General features: G+C 57.8%; 15 protein-coding genes. 5 read left to right on the top strand and 10 right to left on the bottom strand.

Annotated features, from left to right (window positions below; translation table 11 throughout):
• The first annotated feature begins 7 nt into the window (after nucleotides 1-7).
• Complete coding sequence (gene fucO, locus OWK27_RS18835) at nucleotides 8-1156, top strand: lactaldehyde reductase (protein ID WP_267590969.1); 1149 nt, start codon at nucleotides 8-10, stop codon at nucleotides 1154-1156.
• On the top strand, nucleotides 1153-1467 hold the full coding sequence (gene rhaM, locus OWK27_RS18830) for an L-rhamnose mutarotase (protein WP_176609176.1): 315 nt from the start codon (nucleotides 1153-1155) through the stop codon (nucleotides 1465-1467). The genes fucO and rhaM overlap by 4 nt, the downstream gene beginning before the upstream one ends.
• Here rhaM and OWK27_RS18825 read toward each other — a convergent pair.
• The 4 genes from OWK27_RS18825 to OWK27_RS18810 form a co-directional block, all read right to left on the bottom strand.
• Nucleotides 1455-2732 carry an MFS transporter gene (locus OWK27_RS18825; protein ID WP_176609175.1) on the bottom strand — a complete coding sequence of 426 codons (1278 nt, stop codon included), beginning with the start codon at nucleotides 2730-2732 and terminating at the stop codon, nucleotides 1455-1457. The genes rhaM and OWK27_RS18825 overlap by 13 nt on opposite strands.
• 44 nt (nucleotides 2733-2776) lie before the next feature.
• Nucleotides 2777-4900 carry an alpha-galactosidase gene (locus tag OWK27_RS18820; RefSeq protein ID WP_267590968.1) on the bottom strand — a complete coding sequence of 708 codons (2124 nt, stop codon included), beginning with the start codon at nucleotides 4898-4900 and terminating at the stop codon, nucleotides 2777-2779.
• 104 nt (nucleotides 4901-5004) lie between these two features.
• Nucleotides 5005-6000 carry a LacI family DNA-binding transcriptional regulator gene (locus OWK27_RS18815; RefSeq protein ID WP_252005208.1) on the bottom strand — a complete coding sequence of 332 codons (996 nt, stop codon included), beginning with the start codon at nucleotides 5998-6000 and terminating at the stop codon, nucleotides 5005-5007.
• 17 nt (nucleotides 6001-6017) lie between these two features.
• The gene (locus OWK27_RS18810; protein ID WP_148422519.1) at nucleotides 6018-6566 is read right to left on the bottom strand and encodes a helix-turn-helix domain-containing protein; all 549 of its coding nucleotides are present in this window, start codon (nucleotides 6564-6566) and stop codon (nucleotides 6018-6020) included.
• A 103-nt stretch (nucleotides 6567-6669) separates the two neighbouring features.
• Here OWK27_RS18810 and OWK27_RS18805 point away from each other — a divergent pair, with 103 nt between their 5' ends.
• Nucleotides 6670-7329 (top strand): AzlC family ABC transporter permease, encoded by a 660-nt coding sequence (locus OWK27_RS18805; RefSeq protein WP_252005209.1) that lies wholly within the window; start codon nucleotides 6670-6672, stop codon nucleotides 7327-7329.
• Entirely contained in the window at nucleotides 7329-7652 is a 324-nt protein-coding gene (locus OWK27_RS18800; RefSeq protein WP_148422521.1) for an AzlD domain-containing protein, read from the top strand. The genes OWK27_RS18805 and OWK27_RS18800 overlap by 1 nt, the downstream gene beginning before the upstream one ends.
• Nucleotides 7653-7687: 35 nt before the next feature.
• Here OWK27_RS18800 and OWK27_RS18795 read toward each other — a convergent pair whose 3' ends face one another.
• The 6 genes from OWK27_RS18795 to fdhD form a co-directional block, all read right to left on the bottom strand.
• The gene (locus OWK27_RS18795) at nucleotides 7688-8278 is read right to left on the bottom strand and encodes a hypothetical protein (protein WP_267590967.1); all 591 of its coding nucleotides are present in this window, start codon (nucleotides 8276-8278) and stop codon (nucleotides 7688-7690) included.
• Complete coding sequence (locus tag OWK27_RS18790; protein ID WP_267590966.1) at nucleotides 8269-10698, bottom strand: fimbrial biogenesis outer membrane usher protein; 2430 nt, start codon at nucleotides 10696-10698, stop codon at nucleotides 8269-8271. Before OWK27_RS18790 ends, OWK27_RS18795 begins: the two co-directional genes overlap by 10 nt.
• A gap of 17 nt (nucleotides 10699-10715) precedes the next feature.
• Nucleotides 10716-11399, bottom strand: coding sequence for a fimbria/pilus chaperone family protein (locus OWK27_RS18785; RefSeq protein WP_267590965.1), 684 nt, complete (start codon nucleotides 11397-11399; stop codon nucleotides 10716-10718).
• Between the two features lie 75 nt (nucleotides 11400-11474).
• Nucleotides 11475-12173, bottom strand: a complete 699-nt coding sequence (locus tag OWK27_RS18780; RefSeq protein ID WP_267590964.1) for a DUF1120 domain-containing protein — start codon at nucleotides 12171-12173, stop codon at nucleotides 11475-11477.
• Nucleotides 12174-12579: 406 nt separating this feature from the next.
• The gene (locus tag OWK27_RS18775; protein ID WP_015569916.1) at nucleotides 12580-12792 is read right to left on the bottom strand and encodes a DUF1471 domain-containing protein; all 213 of its coding nucleotides are present in this window, start codon (nucleotides 12790-12792) and stop codon (nucleotides 12580-12582) included.
• A gap of 114 nt (nucleotides 12793-12906) precedes the next feature.
• The gene (gene fdhD, locus OWK27_RS18770) at nucleotides 12907-13743 is read right to left on the bottom strand and encodes a formate dehydrogenase accessory sulfurtransferase FdhD (RefSeq protein ID WP_148422526.1); all 837 of its coding nucleotides are present in this window, start codon (nucleotides 13741-13743) and stop codon (nucleotides 12907-12909) included.
• A 382-nt stretch (nucleotides 13744-14125) separates the two neighbouring features.
• Here fdhD and fdnG point away from each other — a divergent pair, with 382 nt between their 5' ends.
• Complete coding sequence (gene fdnG / locus OWK27_RS18765; RefSeq protein ID WP_267590963.1) at nucleotides 14126-17176, top strand: formate dehydrogenase-N subunit alpha; 3051 nt, start codon at nucleotides 14126-14128, stop codon at nucleotides 17174-17176.
• The last annotated feature ends 1 nt before the right edge of the window (nucleotide 17177 follow it).

Here is a 17177-nt window from a genome sequence, read left to right as displayed (position 1 = left end):
AATTATCATGAGCTTTATGTTGGCACTTCCAAAAATCAGCCTGCACGGCGCGGGCGCAATCGGCGACATGGTCAGGCTGGTGGCAAACAAGCGGTGGGGAAAAGCGCTGATTGTCACCGACGGCCAGCTGGTGAAGCTGGGCCTGCTCGACAGCCTGTTTACCGCGCTGGACGCCCATCAGATGCCGTATCACCTGTTCGACGAGGTGTTCCCGAACCCGACGGAAGCGCTGGTGCAGAAAGGATTCGCAGCGTACCGGGACGCGGAGTGTGATTATGTCATTGCCTTCGGCGGCGGCAGCCCGATTGATACCGCCAAAGCCATTAAGATCCTCACCGCTAACCCCGGCCCGTCCACCGACTACTCCGGCGTCGGCAAGGTGAAAAACCCGGGCGTGCCGCTGGTGGCGATCAACACCACCGCGGGCACGGCGGCGGAGATGACCAGCAACGCGGTGATTATTGACTCCGCGCGCCAGGTGAAGGAGGTGATCATCGACCCGAACATCATCCCGGACATCGCCGTGGATGACGCCAGCGTGATGCTTGATATTCCCGCCTCCGTGACCGCCGCCACCGGTATGGACGCGTTAACCCACGCCGTTGAGGCCTACGTCTCCGTTGGCGCACACCCGCTGACCGACGCCAACGCGCTGGAAGCAATTCGCCTGATTAACCGCTGGCTGCCGGAAGCGGTCAACAATGGCCATAACCTGGAAGCGCGCGAGCAGATGGCGTTTGGGCAATACCTGGCGGGCATGGCGTTTAACAGCGCTGGCCTTGGCCTCGTGCACGCCCTCGCGCACCAGCCGGGCGCGACGCACAACCTGCCGCACGGCGTGTGTAACGCCATCCTGCTGCCGATCGTCGAAAACTTTAACCGCCCGAACGCCGTAGCCCGCTTCGCCCGCGTGGCGCAGGCGATGGGTGTCGACACGCAGGGTATGAGCGACGAGGCGGCCAGCACGTCAGCGATTCAGGCGATTCGCGACCTGAGCGCCCGCGTCGGCATTCCGTCCGGCTTCAGCCAGCTTGGCGTCAGCAAAGCCGATATCGAAGGCTGGCTGGATAAAGCCCTCGCTGACCCGTGCGCGCCGTGCAATCCGCGCACCGCCAGCCGCGACGAGGTTCGCGAGCTCTACCTGGAGGCATTATGATCCGCAAAGCCTTTGTCATGCAGGTTAACCCGGACGCGCACGAGGAGTACGCGCGCCGCCACAATCCGATCTGGCCCGAGCTGGAATCGGTGCTGAAAGACCACGGCGCGCACCGCTACGCCATTTATCTCGACGGTGAACGCAGCCTGCTGTTTGCCACCGTGGAGATTGAATCGGAGGAGCGCTGGAACGCGGTAGCGAATACCGACGTCTGCCAGCGCTGGTGGAAACACATGCGCGATGTGATGCCGTCGAACCCCGACAACAGCCCGGTGAGTGCCGGGCTGAAAGAGGTGTTTTACCTGGACTGACCGGTTAACGCTGCCGCGCCCGCGGCAGCGGCAATCTCCTGCCTGCTGCTCAGCGTAAACGCCGACACCACCGTAACCGCCAGCACGAAGCAGCCCAGCATCAGATACGTCTCCTGAAAGCCGATCCGGTCATACATATTCCCGGCAAAGGCGGAGAGGAAGATCGCTGCCGACTGCTTGGCAAACTGGAAGCCAATCAGGTAGATGGTGGCCGACAGACGCGTATCAAACACGCCGGTAATATACTTGAACGCCCCCACCAGCAGGAACGGGACCTCCAGCGCGTGCAGCATCTTCAGGGCAATCACCTCCACGGCGGTGGTGGCGAAAGACGAGCCGATGATACGCGTCGCCATAATCACCCCGGCGATCAGCAGCGTGTTTTTCGCGCCGATGCGGTTAATGATCCACGGCGAGCAGAACATGATGATGGCGTTGCAAATTTCTCCCGCCGTCGTCGCAAAACCAAAGGCGCGGGTGCCCTCCTGCGGCGTGGCGAAGAAGGTTTTGAAGAAGGTGGCAAACTGCTGGTCGAAAACGTCATACACGCAGGCCACGCCGATCACGTACAGAATAAACATCCACATTCTGCGCTGGCGGAACAGGCTGAACACGGTTCTGGCGGTGATCTGCGGCTGGTTCGCGCCCAGGGCGTTCATCACCTGCGCCGTCTGGTTGGGCTTCGGCTTCGCGACCACCAGCAGCAGCATCAGCAGCAGCGCCGCCCCCGATCCCATCCAGAAAACGTACGACGGATCGATGCCGAACAGAATACCGCCGGTTGAGGCGCACAGCCCCCAACCGAGGCAGCCGAACATGCGCGCCTTGCCGTATTCAAAAAAGCTGTTGCGGCTCACGCGCTCGATGTAGGCCTCAATCGCTCCCGACCCCGCCGAAAAGACAAAGCCGATATACAGCCCGCCGCTCAGCGCGCCCAGCCAGATATTGGTTTTCAGCAATGGCGCAAAGACGTACAGAAAGAATGGCGCGAAGAGAAACAGCAGCACCGAGATAATCCACAGCAGGTGTTTTTTCAGCCCCAGCTTGTCCGAAATCACCCCCAGCACCGGCTGGAAGGCGATAGCCGAGAGCGAAATGCAGGAGAAAACGATGCCGGTATGGGTTTTATTCAGGCCGATGATGTCCGACAGCCAGATAGGCAGAAACGGAAAGCAGGTGGCCATGATGAAGAAGTAGAGAAAGAAGAACAGCCCAAAAATCCAGAAGTTAGGGTTGTCTTTGTGGGTACAGGTTGTTGTGTTCATTATTTTTATCCTCAACGGAGGGCCGGCTCCCCGGCCCGTCACCCTTACACGCGTTCCACGCCAATCAGAATGGCGGTCTCCGGATCCAGAATCGGCAGCGCAATACCCGCCTGCATCAGCCACTCACCGCTTGCCGTTTGCGGCGCGTTCATCCATGCCGGGAGCTTGCGCATGGTGTGCCCGCCCTCTCCCGTAATCTGAATATTCGGGTGATCCAGCAATGTGATGCGGTACTGCGCGCTGGCGTCCAGCCCCGGCATGCGCAGCGGCATCATCAGGGTGTAATCCGGCATCGCGAGCTGGCTGACCATAAACAGCCCGTGCTTCCTGTCGTCGCTCACTATACCCTGCGCCAGCGTGGTGGCGTCCGGCATATCCACCCGCCACTGGGTGCCGCGGTGGATCACCTCGCGCCACTGCTTGTGCAGCGCGGCGTAATGGCGATAGCCTTCGCGCTCCTGCGCGTCCACGGTGAGCGGATCCAGCTCCAGCCCCATATGGCCAAACAGCGCCGTCAGCCCGCGAAAGGCAATGCTGTGCTGGCGGAAGGTGGCATGACATTTATGATGACCGATATGCGCGCCCATCACCTCCGGCGGGAAAAAGTAGCTCATGCCGCGCTGAATGGTGCTGCGCTCCAGCGCGTCGTTATTGTCGGATGCCCAGAAGCGGTGGCTGCGGGCCAGCACCTCGTAATCAATACGTCCGCCGCCGGACGAGCAGGATTCAAATTCAACGTGCGGGAAGCGCTCGCCCAGCACGTCCAGCAGGCGATAAAACTGGCGCGTCTGGGCGTCTGCGGCGGCTTTGCCGTTGTGCCCTGGCTGCACCAGCTCGCGGTTCATGTCCCACTTCACGTAGTCGACCGCATGTTCGCCCAGCAGCCAGCTCATGCGCTCCACCAGGTAATCAAAGGCTTCCGGAATGTTCAGGTTAAGCACCAGCTGGTGTCGTCCGGTCGCCTGCGCGTATCCCGGCAGCGCCAGAACCCAGTCAGGATGCGCGCGGTATAAATCAGAATCCGGGTTAATCATCTCCGGCTCAACCCAGATGCCAAACTCCATGCCGAGCCGTTTAACGTGGTTAATCACCGGCGTCAGGCCGTTCGGGTATTTTTTCTCGTCCAGATACCAGTCGCCCAGCGCGGCATGGTCGTCGTTGCGGCCTTTGAACCAGCCGTCGTCAATGATAAAGCGCTCCACGCCCAGCGCCGCGGCCTCGTCGGCCATGCGCATGATGTATTCCGGATCGTGGCTGAAGTAGATCCCCTCCCAGGTGTTGAGGTGTACCGGACGCGGTTTGTTTTCCGGGAAGCGGATGATGTTGTCGCGCAGGTAGCGGTGGAACTGCTGGCTCATGCCGTTCAGCCCGTGCGCGGAGTAGCTGGCATACAGGCGCGGCGTCCAGAGCGTTTCGCCCTCGTCAATCGCCATTTCACCCGGCAGGTAGAGCGCTTCGGCCTGCATATAACGGCGGCCATCGGTTTTTGCCTCCGCGCGCAGGCGGTGGTTACCGCTCCAGCCCAGGTGAACGCCCCAGACGTCGCCGTGCATTTCGCTGAACGACGGCGTGCCCGAAATCAGCGCCGGGAAGTGTTCGTGGGAGGTTTTACCCCGACGGTTTTCGATGACAAAGCTGTCGTGCTCAAGCATGACGCGGTGCGGCTGAAATTCTCTGATCCAGCGTCCGTGGAAGGCCATTACCTCCCGCGCGCGCTCGGCCACCGGCAGCGTAACGGCGAAACGATCCACCTGCCACGCCTGCGGTTTCAGGTTGGTTACGCCGTGGCGCACCACCAGCACGCCGCTGGCGTCCAGCGCCAGCTCGCTGGTCAGGCGCAGGCCCGCGTGTTCATCTTCTGCCGTTATCGTCAGGGTTTGCCCCTGCTGCTGCACGTTCGTGGTGCTGAAAACCGGGGAACCGTCCAGCCCCTGCCGGTGCCCCTCAATGCCGGGGGAACCAAACAGGCCGTGCCCCAGCTCGGCCATCAGCGTAACCGGTGAATCCACATCAAGCCTGCCGTTAGCCACCGGGCGCGCGAGCGTAGCGGCATCCTGCGGCGAAAAGTGCTGAAGGTGCGGCCCCCAGTAGAGAATTTCGGCGAGCGGGCGCGTTTTTATTACCACGTCCACCGCGTTGCTTACGAGTCGAAATACGGAATCTTGCATCAGACATCTCCTGTCATCGGGATGTCCTGAGTGTTGATCCGAAACGTTTCGGATACAAACCAAAACGTTTCGGATCTGTGATCGGGTTTGGAATTTTGCGTAGTTTAGGCCGTCTGGCCCGGGGAGAATTCAGGCTGCCAGAGCACCTGAAGCGTGCTGATGTCGTCGCCGTTAATCAGCTGGCGCACCATACCGGCAATCTGTTTTCCAACGCCCTGACGGGTTGACTGGATCACCGCCGCAACGTCGACATCCACAATGCTGTCCTGCGGTAAGCCGTCGTAGACCACCAGCGAGACGGCGTTTTCACCAGACAGGCGACCCATCTGCGCCAGCGCCATTGCCGCGCCGTCGCCGTGGGTATTGCAGTCGGTGATGATGGCCGTGGGCGGCTGCGGCAGAGAGAGAAGTTCTTTCGTGGTGGCATACCCCACGCGGCGCGAAGGCGGCATGGCGCGCAGCCATTCGCTGGAAAGCCCCGCTTCACGCAGCGCGTCGAGATAGCCCTGACGACGCTGGGTAATAAATGCCTGATTGTTGCTTTCGCCCAGCAGGGCAATGCGCTGATGGCCCTTCTCAATCAGCCAGCGGGTGGCCTGATAGGTGCCGGCATAGTTGTCAAAATCGAACCACGCGTACGGCTGCGGCAGCTGGCTGCGCCCGAGCGCCAGGAACGGAAACCCGGCGGCCTGAAGCTGCTCCAGGCGCGGATCGTGATCCAGCGTGTGCGCCACAATCAGCGCGTCCACGCGGCGGCTTTGCACCATGCGCATATAGCTGTGCTTGTCCGCCAGATCGTCATCGGCGATGAGCAGCAGGTCGATCTCATGTCGCGCCAGTTCGTGGCTAATTTCGCCGACCATGTCCATAAATACGCTGTTATTGAGCGGAACGGGATGGACCGGGAAAATAAGCCCGACGGCGTCAATTTTGCCCATCTTCAGGCGACGGGCAAAGGTATTAGGCCGGTAGCCACGGCGCTGGGCCTCCGCCTCCACGCGGGCGCGCGTCTCAGCGGAGACGTCATCATACCCGTTGAGGGCGCGGCTGACGGTGGTGACGGACAGCCCCAGTTCTTTAGCAATGGCTTTAAGCGACATGATTTTCCGTATCTTCGTTAATTTTGTTCAGCCACCAGAAGCGCGTGCGTGTCTGGCTCCAGCGCCTTAAAGATATGCGGCTGGTCGGCGGGGTAGCAAATGTAATCTCCCGGACCAAGCTCTTCCGCCGCGTCGACCAGGCCAACCATCGCCCGCCCCTGCGTCACGATAATATGTTCGACCGAGCCGGGCGGATGCGGCTGGGAAATACGGTCGGCTCCCGGCTGAGTCAGCAGCAGATAAATATCACGACGCGCGCCCGGCGGACACGCCGCCAGCAAAATAGCCTCGTAGTTCGCCTGCCCGGCGACCACTTTTGTTCCTTCGCCGCGGCGGATCACCTGCGTGGCAGGCTGCTGCGGCTCCAGAAGCCGGGCGAAGGGAATATCCAGCGCCACGCACAACGACCAGAGCGTTTCCAGGCTAGGATTGCCGTTGCCGGACTCCAGCTGAGAAAGCGTGGATTTGGCGATCCCGGCACGGCGGGCAATCTCCGCCAGCGAAAGCCCGGTTCGCAGGCGTTCCCGCACCAGGCTTTTGGCGATTACGCTGATTGGCTGCGTCATAGAAACGGCCTCTGTCTCTCTATAACGAACGAATCGTTCGTCTTGTAAAACGTTTTTGATGCGTTCATTATAATGGAAATACGTTCGATATGGCTAAAATGGTATGAAACATCACCTCTCTTGCCTGAAAGGCGACACGATAAAAGCGATTGTCCTGGTCTGCCTCGCGGTGGGCGTGGTCGGCATGTCCTACGGCTCGCTGGCGATGGCCTACGGCTTCCCGCTCTGGGTGCCGTTTGTCCTCTCCCTTACCGTGCTGGCAGGCGCGTCTGAATTTATGTTTATCGGCATCGTGGCGAGCGGCGGCAACCCGCTGGCGGCTGCCGCTGCGGGTTTACTGGTGAACGCCCGCCACGTGCCGTTCGGCGTAACGGTGCGCGACCTGGTGGGCAAGCGCGGCCTGAGCCTTTTGGGCTGCCATATCATGAACGATGAAAGCGTGGTGTTCGGCCTGTCGCAAAAAACCGCCGAGCAGCGAAAGGCGGCCTACTGGCTGTGCGGCCTGGGTGTGGCGATCGTCTGGCCGCTCGGGGCGGTGCTGGGGGCGCTGGTCGGCACGCTGCTGCCGGCCCCGGAAACCATCGGGCTGGACGCGGTGTTTCCGGCGATCCTGCTGGCATTAGTGGTACCGGCATTTAAAAACCGCACCACGCTTATCCGCGCCTGCAGCGGCGCGGCGCTGTCGCTGGCCGCCGTGCCGTTTGCGCCGGTGGGCCTGCCGGTTCTGCTCTCTTTACTGGGTCTCGCCGCGAGGAAAAAATAATGGACAACATGACGGTCTTTATCCTCGGCATTGCCATTTTATCTGCGGGAACCTATCTGATGCGCCTTGGCGGAGCCAAACTCGGCAGCCGGCTGGCGCTTTCTGAACGCTCGCAGGCGCTGCTTTCAGATGCGGCAACGGTGCTGCTGTTCTCCGTCGCGCTGGCGACAACGTTTTATGAAGGGGAACATTTTGCCGGGATGGCGCGCGTGCTGGGCGTGGGATTCGCGGTGTTTCTGGCCTGGCGCAAAATGCCCTTAATCGTGGTGATCGTGGCGGCGGCGGTAGTGACGGCGCTGCTGCGCCTGGCAGGAGTTGAGTAAGCCCGACAGCGCGCGTCCGTCGGGCAAGGCGGCGTTTACTGCGCCGCGAGGGTAACGTAATTCACCGTCAGCATTTCTTCGAGCTCCGCCGTATTGCCCGTCTTAAACGCGTTATCGTTAAGATAAGTGACCACGGAGAGCGTAACGACCAGCTGTTTGCCCGCCACCTCGCTGCCGCTCACCGCCACGAGAGACATATCCGGCGGCAGCACGACCTCCGCCGCGCCAGCGGTTATCTGCGCCGATCCGCGCGGCACGGCTGCCAGCTGCACGGCACCATTATCCATGCGGGCCTCTTTCGCCGTGATTTTCAGCACGCCGCTGTCGCTGAAGCGATACGCCTTGTTTCCACGGGCCGGGCCGTCCACCTGAAGTCGGATCCTGCGCGCGTCCGGGCAGATCGCCGACACCTGGATCTCACGCTCTGACGAGGCGTAACCCCGGTACGTTTTTCCGCCAATATCCGTGCTGACCTCGCGCATCGTCTCCCGACGCAGCAGACCATTATTGATACTCTTCACTGAAGAAACGACCTGACACTCCTCTTCGGCCAGGACGGAGGAAGCGTGGCTGAGGGCGACGCAGGCCAGCAGCAGTAAACACGTGCGACGAATAATCAGAGACATTTTCCGTTTATCTCCTCGTAGAATTGAGTGGGGTCCGCTTCCGGCAAGGTGAAGCTCAGCGTGCAGCGGCCAGTATCCAGCTTCGCGTACAGCGTCTGGCTGGCGGAAATATCATTCAGGAAGATGATGCCGTCCTCCGGTGCAGAGGTGACGTACTCCCCTTTGCCGTTCACAACGGAGACGCCTTTCGGTAACGGCGTGCCGTCCGCGCGCGTAATGTTCAGCAGCACGCGGCGCTGGCTCAGGGTGGTAAACTTCCAGTGAGCAAATGCCCCGTGGGAGGCCTTCAGCGACGCGTGGCCGTTGCTGACGTCCAGGTTGCCCGGCAGGCTTTGGGTATCTATCTCAACCGCACTTTCGCTAAACGGCGTCAGGGCGGGGACAACCGCTCTGCCCCATTTGTCCGTCCAGACGTTGCCGCGCGGGGTGCCGATCGCCACTCCGGCAACGGGCTTGTCCAGCGCCACAACCGCATAGGTATCCGTCACCGGATAGGGAGAGAAGGTGACGCCATTACCGTGTGCGACAATGCCGCCGCTCAGCGCGATCGAGGAGTTACGGTTGCTTTCATTGTCACCGCCTATCCCCACCGCGAGCGTGGTGTAGTGGAGGTTACTGTTCAGCGAACCATCCCAGCTGGTTACGCTGTCGTCGCGATCCTGAGAGACGCCCACCGTGTAGGTATTTTCATCGTTAAGTGACCCCATGGCGCGGGTCCCGTAAGAGGCTTTGCCCTCGTTTTCACGATACCAGCTGTTGGTGGATACGCCGGTGCGGCCCAGAGGCACAGAGACGTTCACGTAAAACATATCGCTGTCGCTGGCGTACTTATCACCGTGGCTGATGTCTGACTCCCAGTTTACGCTGACGTTGAAATAGCGGAACGACCGGGACCATGACGAAATGATGCGGCGGCTGTCGTATTCGCTGTTCCAGGTCTGGTTGTTGTAATAGCTCAGCGAGAAACGGCCCAGCGTCGTGTTAGCCCAGCTTACGCCAACGTTGGTGTCGTATTTCGTGGTCGAGTAATCGTCGTCGTCGCTGTAAAGCTCCTGCATTTCCCGGTACTTCGGCGTACCGTAGCTCCCGCCAAGCGACAGGCCGAGCCCCCACGGCAATGCGTAGCCGAGATCCAGCGTGGTTTTGTTACCGTCGGTCTGCGAGAGGTTATCAACGGAGCCGAGAAAGCCCAGCGAGGCGTACATATGCTGCATCGGCACGGTGTCAACGTTGGCGGAGAAGCCGTAATAGTGGTTATCCGCCATCACCATGCCGGCGAGAAAGTTCATCCGGCTGTTGATGGACCAGCCGTTTGACGCGGCGACAATCCACGGCTGCGCAAAGCTCGTCTCCATGTCCTCCGCACGCCCGACGGCCAGGGAAAAGCCCGGCGCGCGGCCCACGTGGTTGCTACGAAAGGTGCTGGCGGCGACCGTGAAATGGCTTTCGCTGCCGTCGGTTTCCGCCACCGTGACGCTTAAATCCGTGTTCAAGTTGGCAATGGGTACATCGCTTAGGGTGAACGGCCCGGCCGGCACCAGCGTGGAGTAAATCAGCTGTCCGCCCTGGCGAATGTCCACGCGCGCCTGAGCGTTGCGGGCGATACCGCTCACCTCAATGCCGCTGCTATAGCCCGGCTGAAGGGCGTTATCCGGCATCATCTGTACGCCATAAATCCCGGGGATACTGAAGCGGCTGTTGGCGATGTTAATTTGCCCCCCCTGAACCATCACGCCGTAGTCGGTAAAGGTGCGTTGTGCGTAGGTGTAAAGCGATTCGCTCTCGAAGTCCATGCCGCTGCCGTCGCTGATAAACTGCGAGCTGCGCACAATCCAGTCGCCGGCGTTAAAGCCAAACTCAAACGAAGACTGAAAGCGATCGGATTTATCATCATCGAAGTCGTAATGGGTGCCAAACATGGAGTAGTTCAGCATAGCCGCGCGTCCGCCGCGCACGTCAGCCACCTGACGGCCGCTTTCCGGGTTAATGGCCTCCGGCGGAACAACCAGCGAAATTTCGTCGACGTCCGGAGAAGTGACCACCGTTGCGTTTTTCCAGTACTGATGAATTAAGGGGCACGCTTCACGCTTGAGTTTTTTATATAACCCGGCGGCGTCCAGAAATTCGCTATCAATACAGGGAAGACCTTCATCATTAAACTTCACGGGCATAATGCCGCGCTTTTTGCCGTTAATTACCACGGTGACATTATGATAGCCCGGTATAAATCGCGGGGAGACGGCATAATAGTCAGCAATTGCCGGATCGAGGCCACTCTGTTTTAACGCTTCGGTATCGAAAAACGCTCTTGCCAGCTCCATAGCGGGCGCTGTAGTGGGATGAATTTCTGCACGAATGCCGAACGCCACCGCGCTCAGGCAAAATGCCAGCACGCCTGTTTTACAGGTGGAAATTATCATGGCCACTCCGTCTGTTATTATTTTAATTCAGCAACGTAAGAACCGGCTTTATAGCCAAAGCGGGTGGCAGGGTACATTTCCACCTTGTTATTCTGCCCTGATAATGTGTTATCCGACGCCGCTATCATCGTCTGGCCGGGAAGAATATAGCTTTTGTCGAATTTCACCTTAATTCCGGACGGTAGTAATTTTGCGTGTTGCTCCATACGCACCACATAAGGGGTATCGTTTATCACCGTCAGGCTGCCGTTTTTAATCTGCCAGCGCAGATCTTTCCAGGGCTCCATATTCACGTCGAGACCTGCCGGGCGAATAATGACGGGCAGATTCTGGCTGAAAACCATTTTCACTTTATTCTGCTCTCGTTGCGGAATAGTGGAAAAGATGACGCGCTTTAAGTGTTCAGTTTTTAATTTTTCCGCGCTGTCTTTTAAGACAAAGCGTACGCGCTGCGTTTTTCCGGCGTTTACGCGCACCACCGGTTGAGTGACAACCACGCCGGGTTTTGGATCGTCCGGTAAATCGACAATGCGGGTATAGAGAAGTTGGGCGGTATCGTCGCTATTTTTCACATCCATGCTCGCTCCCCGCTCGTCTTCGTTAATTAACAGCAGAGAAGTTTCTGGCACCATACCGGCGGCAAACGTCTGCAACGACGAAAACAGGCAAACGCAGAGCAACGTTTTTTTAGAGAGAATCATAATATTAGTCCGTTAATATTGATGGAAACTGCTCCCCGGTTCTGAGGAGCAGTGAATTATCAGCAGGCCTGATAATCAGAGGTAAACCAGCTCGACGTTGGTTAAACCGTCCAGCGTCACTTCATCCGTAACGTTTAAATCGTTGGTTGGGTTAATTGTGGCGCTTACAGCAACTTTGAAGTTGATCTTACTTTGAGCAGAAAGCTCGGTACCCGATCTCTCCGTACTAAATCCATATATTTCAGAGTTATTGCTGGTAATCTGCAAATAGTCGATACCTTTAGTGCCCCAGGTTTTACCAGCATCTACGCTCGCCATTGGGTAAAGCGATTCGCCAGTATCGTTGGTGTTAACACCTTGCGTGCGGGATAACGCTAATGCATAGGCACCAATTTTTTTATCGTTATACAATCCCAGGCCAAACATATAAAATGGTGAACCCGAAAAATTACTATTAATTTTGACACTTTCTGTAGGAGAAGAGTCGTCACGCGCATCGGTAAACTTCACCGCAACACGCGTGGCCTCTTCACAGGTAATGGTAACGGGAATTTCTTTGATGTCCGTCAGCGGGGTCATGCTGGTTGAGTTGAGGGAGGCCGCCTTCATGGTACCGAAGTCAGCAATACCGCCGCCGCTTGGGAAGGCTGGGGTACAGGATGACGGAAGAATTTTACCGGTGACCTTAATATCAATGCTTTGTGCAGCCATGGCCGTATTAACCGACATGGCTAACGCTGTAACCAGCACTCCTTTTTTGATAAGCGCGTTCATTCAATTTCCTTATTAAGGTGAAGTACAAATAAAGCCAAATGCCAACATTTGACCAGGGGGTTAGAAAATCAATATTAATTGCAGGAAAATACCAGCATCAATAACCCCTATCAATTATCTGCTTCATCTTTAGGATTAACGCCTGAGGAATTCCTTAATTATTAAGATCAAACATTTGGAAAACGAATATAACAAGCAAGAAAATTGCTTCAGGTGAGAAAAAGCATAGATTTAAATAATATTATCGCCAACCTGGCCAGAAATATTATTTTAGAGGTTTATTTAACGACGAAGGATAAACAGAAGAGACAATAAAGAGGAAATAAAGAGGGGTAAAGCCTTTGCCAGCAATATTTAATTTACACCTGTCCCCGCTCCGAAGAGCGAGGGACAGTGGCAATACGGCTTATTTGTTCAGTTCAGCGGTCATGTGCACGCGGTTACCGGTGAACGCCTGAGTAATTTTGTAGGATGACGCGCCCGCTTCCTGAGCCTGTGCGGCGATTTTCGCTTCTGCACCATCCAGCGTGGAGGCGGAAGCGGTGACGGTCTGTGCAGCGAAAGAACCGAATGAAGCAGCCAGAGCGATTACAGCGACAAAAGTTTTGATGCTTTTCATGATTTAAACCCTTTCGTTAAGTTGTTTAGGTAAGGCACCGTGCCTTGATGAGATAAATATTAGTCCTCATCCCGTTCAACTGATAGCGGAAGGATTTGCTATTATCATTCAAAATTACTGATTAACTATTAACCGCTGTGGATGGGTATAAATCGTCGCTCTTCCCGGCTTGCAGAAACCCACCAGCGTCAGGTTGCAGCGCTCCGCCACTTCCACCGCCAGCGTGGTTGCCGCCGACACCGCAAACAGGATCTCTACCCCGCACATCGCGGACTTTTGCACCATCTCATAGCTGGCGCGGCTGGAAACCAGTGCCGCGCCCTGCTGCCAGAGCGTGCTTTCCCGTGCGCGGCGGCCTAACAGCTTATCCAGCGCCACGTGACGGCCCACATCTTCATGTCCGCCTGCAATATCCCCGGACGGCAAAACCCACGCCGCCGCGTGCGTACAGCCGCTGAGCTGGCCGACAGGCTGCACGTCGTTCAGGTGCCCGAGCGCCCGGTCAAGATGCGCCAGATTAAACGTCTGGGTAAACGGCAGCGGGACAATGGGCTTGCCGATATCGTTAAGCTGTTCAACGCCGCACACGCCGCAACCGGTTCGTCCGGCCAGCGCGCGGCGGCGCGCTTTCAGCCCCATAAAGCGACGGCTGGAGAGCTCAATTTGCACTTCAAGACCGTTGCAGGCCTGCACGACGTCCATGCCGTAGATCTCCTGCGGATGCGCAATGATGCCTTCAGAGAGGGAAAAACCAATGGCGAACAGCTCAAGATCTTTCGGCGAGGCCATCATCACCACGTGCGAAATACCGTTGTACACCAGGGCAACGGGAACTTCTTCCGCCAGAAAATCCGGCGTGGCATGCGAAATGTGGGGCGGTCTGTGCACCGACAGTTCCACGATGCCCGCAGGCAGTGGCGACGCGTGGGTAGCACGGTTTTGTTTAGACACAACGGTATTCCTGAACAACCACGGAAGTGAGCCTGCTATTGCAGCATAAATCACAGGCGATACGCATAGTATGGATCAACTTTTCAGCAGCCATCTTCGACAAGTTTACCTACTCACTTGGGAGCGGTGCAACCTGCCTCCTGCTACACCCCTTTAACATGCAGGGTTAATATTGTGATTGATATCACATTTTATAATCAATGAAGTGATAATACGTTCACTTTGTTTTAACGCTGTTGGAACAGGCGTACCGACATTGTGGTATTCTGGGCATATCCCTCGGAGACATGAGGGATTAACGCAAATTTTTCTCCTTTGCGGTCCATTCTCAACCGCGAAGTAAAAACTACATATATAAGCAATGTCGAACAAGGAGTGACCCATGCAGGTCAGCAGAAGGCAGTTCTTTAAGATCTGCGCTGGCGGTATGGCAGGCACCACGGCGGCGGCACTGGGCTTTGCGCCCGGCGTAGCGCTGGCGGAAACGCGGCAGTACAAACTGCTGCGTACCCGCGAAACCCGTAACACCTGTACGTACTGCTCCGTCGGCTGTGGGCTGTTGATGTATAGCCTCGGCGACGGTGCGAAAAACGCCAAAGCATCTATCTTCCATATCGAAGGCGACCCGGATCACCCGGTCAACCGCGGCGCGCTGTGCCCGAAAGGGGCCGGTCTGGTGGACTTTATCCACTCCGAAAGCCGCCTCAAATTCCCGGAATACCGCGCGCCTGGCTCCGACAAGTGGCAGCAAATTAGCTGGGAAGAGGCGTTTGACCGCATCGCAAAACACATTAAAGAAGACCGCGATGCCAACTTTATTGAGAAAAACGCCGACGGCGTCACGGTTAACCGCTGGCTCTCCACCGGGATGCTGTGTGCTTCAGCGTCCAGTAACGAAACCGGCTATTTAACCCAGAAATTCACGCGCGCACTCGGCATGCTCGCGGTCGACAACCAGGCGCGTGTCTGACACGGACCAACGGTAGCAAGTCTTGCTCCAACATTTGGTCGCGGTGCGATGACCAACCACTGGGTCGACATCAAGAACGCCAACCTTATCGTGGTGATGGGCGGTAACGCCGCTGAAGCGCACCCTGTCGGGTTCCGCTGGGCGATGGAAGCCAAAATCCACAACGGTGCGAAACTGATTGTGATCGATCCCCGCTTTACGCGTACGGCGTCAGTGGCGGATTTCTACACCCCTATTCGTTCAGGTACTGACATCACTTTCCTGTCAGGCGTATTGCTGTACCTGATGACCAACGAAAAATATAACCGCGAATACACCGAAGCCTATACCAACGCCAGCCTGATCGTGCGCGAGGATTACCACTTCGAAGATGGCCTGTTCAGCGGTTATGACGCCGAAAAACGCAGATACGACAAAACCAGCTGGAACTACGAGCTGGACGAAAACGGCTTTGCGAAGCGCGACACCACCCTGCTACACCCGCGCTGCGTGTGGAACCTGCTGAAAGAGCACGTTTCCCGCTATACGCCGGACGTTGTGGAAAACATCTGCGGAACGCCGAAGGCGGATTTCCTGAAGGTCTGCGAGCTGATTGCGGAAACCAGTGCGAAGGATAAAACCGCGTCGTTCCTGTACGCGCTCGGCTGGACGCAGCACTCCATCGGCGCGCAGAACATCCGCACCATGGCGATGGTTCAGCTGCTGCTCGGCAACATGGGGATGGCAGGCGGCGGCGTGAACGCCCTGCGCGGCCACTCCAACATTCAGGGTCTGACCGACCTCGGCCTGCTGTCACAAAGCCTGACGGGATACATGAACCTGCCAAGCGAGAAACAGACCGACCTGCAAACCTACCTGACGGCCAGCACGCCAAAACCGCTGCTCGAGGGCCAGGTGAACTACTGGGGCAACTATCCGAAGTTCTTCGTCTCGCTAATGAAAGCCTTCTACGGCGACAAGGCGACGGCGGAAAACAGCTGGGGCTTTGACTGGCTGCCGAAGTGGGACAAAGGTTACGACGTACTCCAGTACTTCGAGATGATGCACCAGGGCCAGGTCAACGGCTACATCTGCCAGGGCTTCAACCCTGTGGCGTCGTTCCCGAACAAGAACAAGGTTGTCGAGTCTCTGTCGAAGCTGAAGTTCCTGGTGACCATTGACCCGCTCAATACCGAAACCTCGACCTTCTGGCAGAACCACGGTGAATCGAACGACGTCGATCCGTCGAAAATTCAGACCGAAGTGTTCCGTCTGCCATCGACCTGCTTCGCGGAAGAGAACGGTTCTATCGTCAACTCCGGCCGCTGGCTGCAGTGGCACTGGAAAGGCGCGGACGCCCCGGGCATCGCCATGAACGACGGCGAGATCCTGGCCGGTATCTTCTTACGCCTGCGTAAGATGTACGCGGCTGAAGGCGGCGCGAACCCTGAACCGGTTCTGAACATGACCTGGAACTACTCGACGCCAGAAAACCCAGCGCCGGAAGAAGTGGCGATGGAGAGTAACGGTAAGGCGCTGGCGGACGTTATCGACCCGGCTACCGGTGCGGTTCTGGCGAAGAAAGGCGATCAGCTTAGCACCTTCGCGCACCTGCGCGATGACGGTACCACCTCAAGCGGCTGCTGGATTTTTGCCGGTAGCTGGACGCCGAAAGGCAACCAGATGGCCAACCGCGACAACGCCGACCCGTCGGGTCTGGGCAATACGCTCGGCTGGGCATGGGCATGGCCGCTGAACCGCCGCATCCTCTATAACCGCGCCTCCGCTGACCCGCAGGGCAACCCGTGGGATCCGAAGCGTCAGCTGCTGAAGTGGGACGGCGCGAAATGGGGCGGCGTGGATATTCCGGACTACAGCACTGCCGCACCGGGCAGCGATGTCGGGCCGTTTATCATGCAGCCTGAAGGGATGGGCCGTCTTTTTGCTATCGACAAGATGGCGGAAGGGCCGTTCCCGGAACACTACGAGCCGTTTGAAACGCCGCTGGGCACTAACCCGCTGCACCCGAACGTGGTCTCTAACCCGGCAGCCCGTATCTTCAAGGGCGACTTTGAAGCGCTGGGTAAAAAGGACAAGTTCCCGTACGTGGGTACTACCTACCGTCTGACCGAGCACTTCCACTACTGGACCAAGCACGCGCTGCTTAACGCCATCGCGCAGCCGGAACAGTTTGTGGAGATCGGCGAGAAGCTGGCGAACAAGCTCGGCATTGCCCATGGCGATACCGTGAAGGTCTCCTCCAACCGTGGCTACATTAAGGCCAAGGCGGTGGTGACCAAGCGTATTCGCACGCTGAACGTTCACGGTCAGCAGGTGGATACCATCGGTATTCCGATCCACTGGGGCTATGAGGGCGTGGCGAAGAAAGGGTTCATTGCGAATACCCTGACGCCGTTCGTCGGCGATGCGAACACGCAGACGCCGGAGTTTAAGGCCTTCCTCGTGAACGTGGAAAAGGTGTAAC

The sequence above is a fragment of the Enterobacter cloacae complex sp. 2022EL-00788 genome (genome assembly GCF_026627565.1).
In the GTDB taxonomy this organism is placed as follows: Bacteria; Pseudomonadota; Gammaproteobacteria; order Enterobacterales; family Enterobacteriaceae; genus Enterobacter; species Enterobacter pasteurii.
This window is presented reverse-complemented; position numbering and strand designations above follow the sequence as displayed.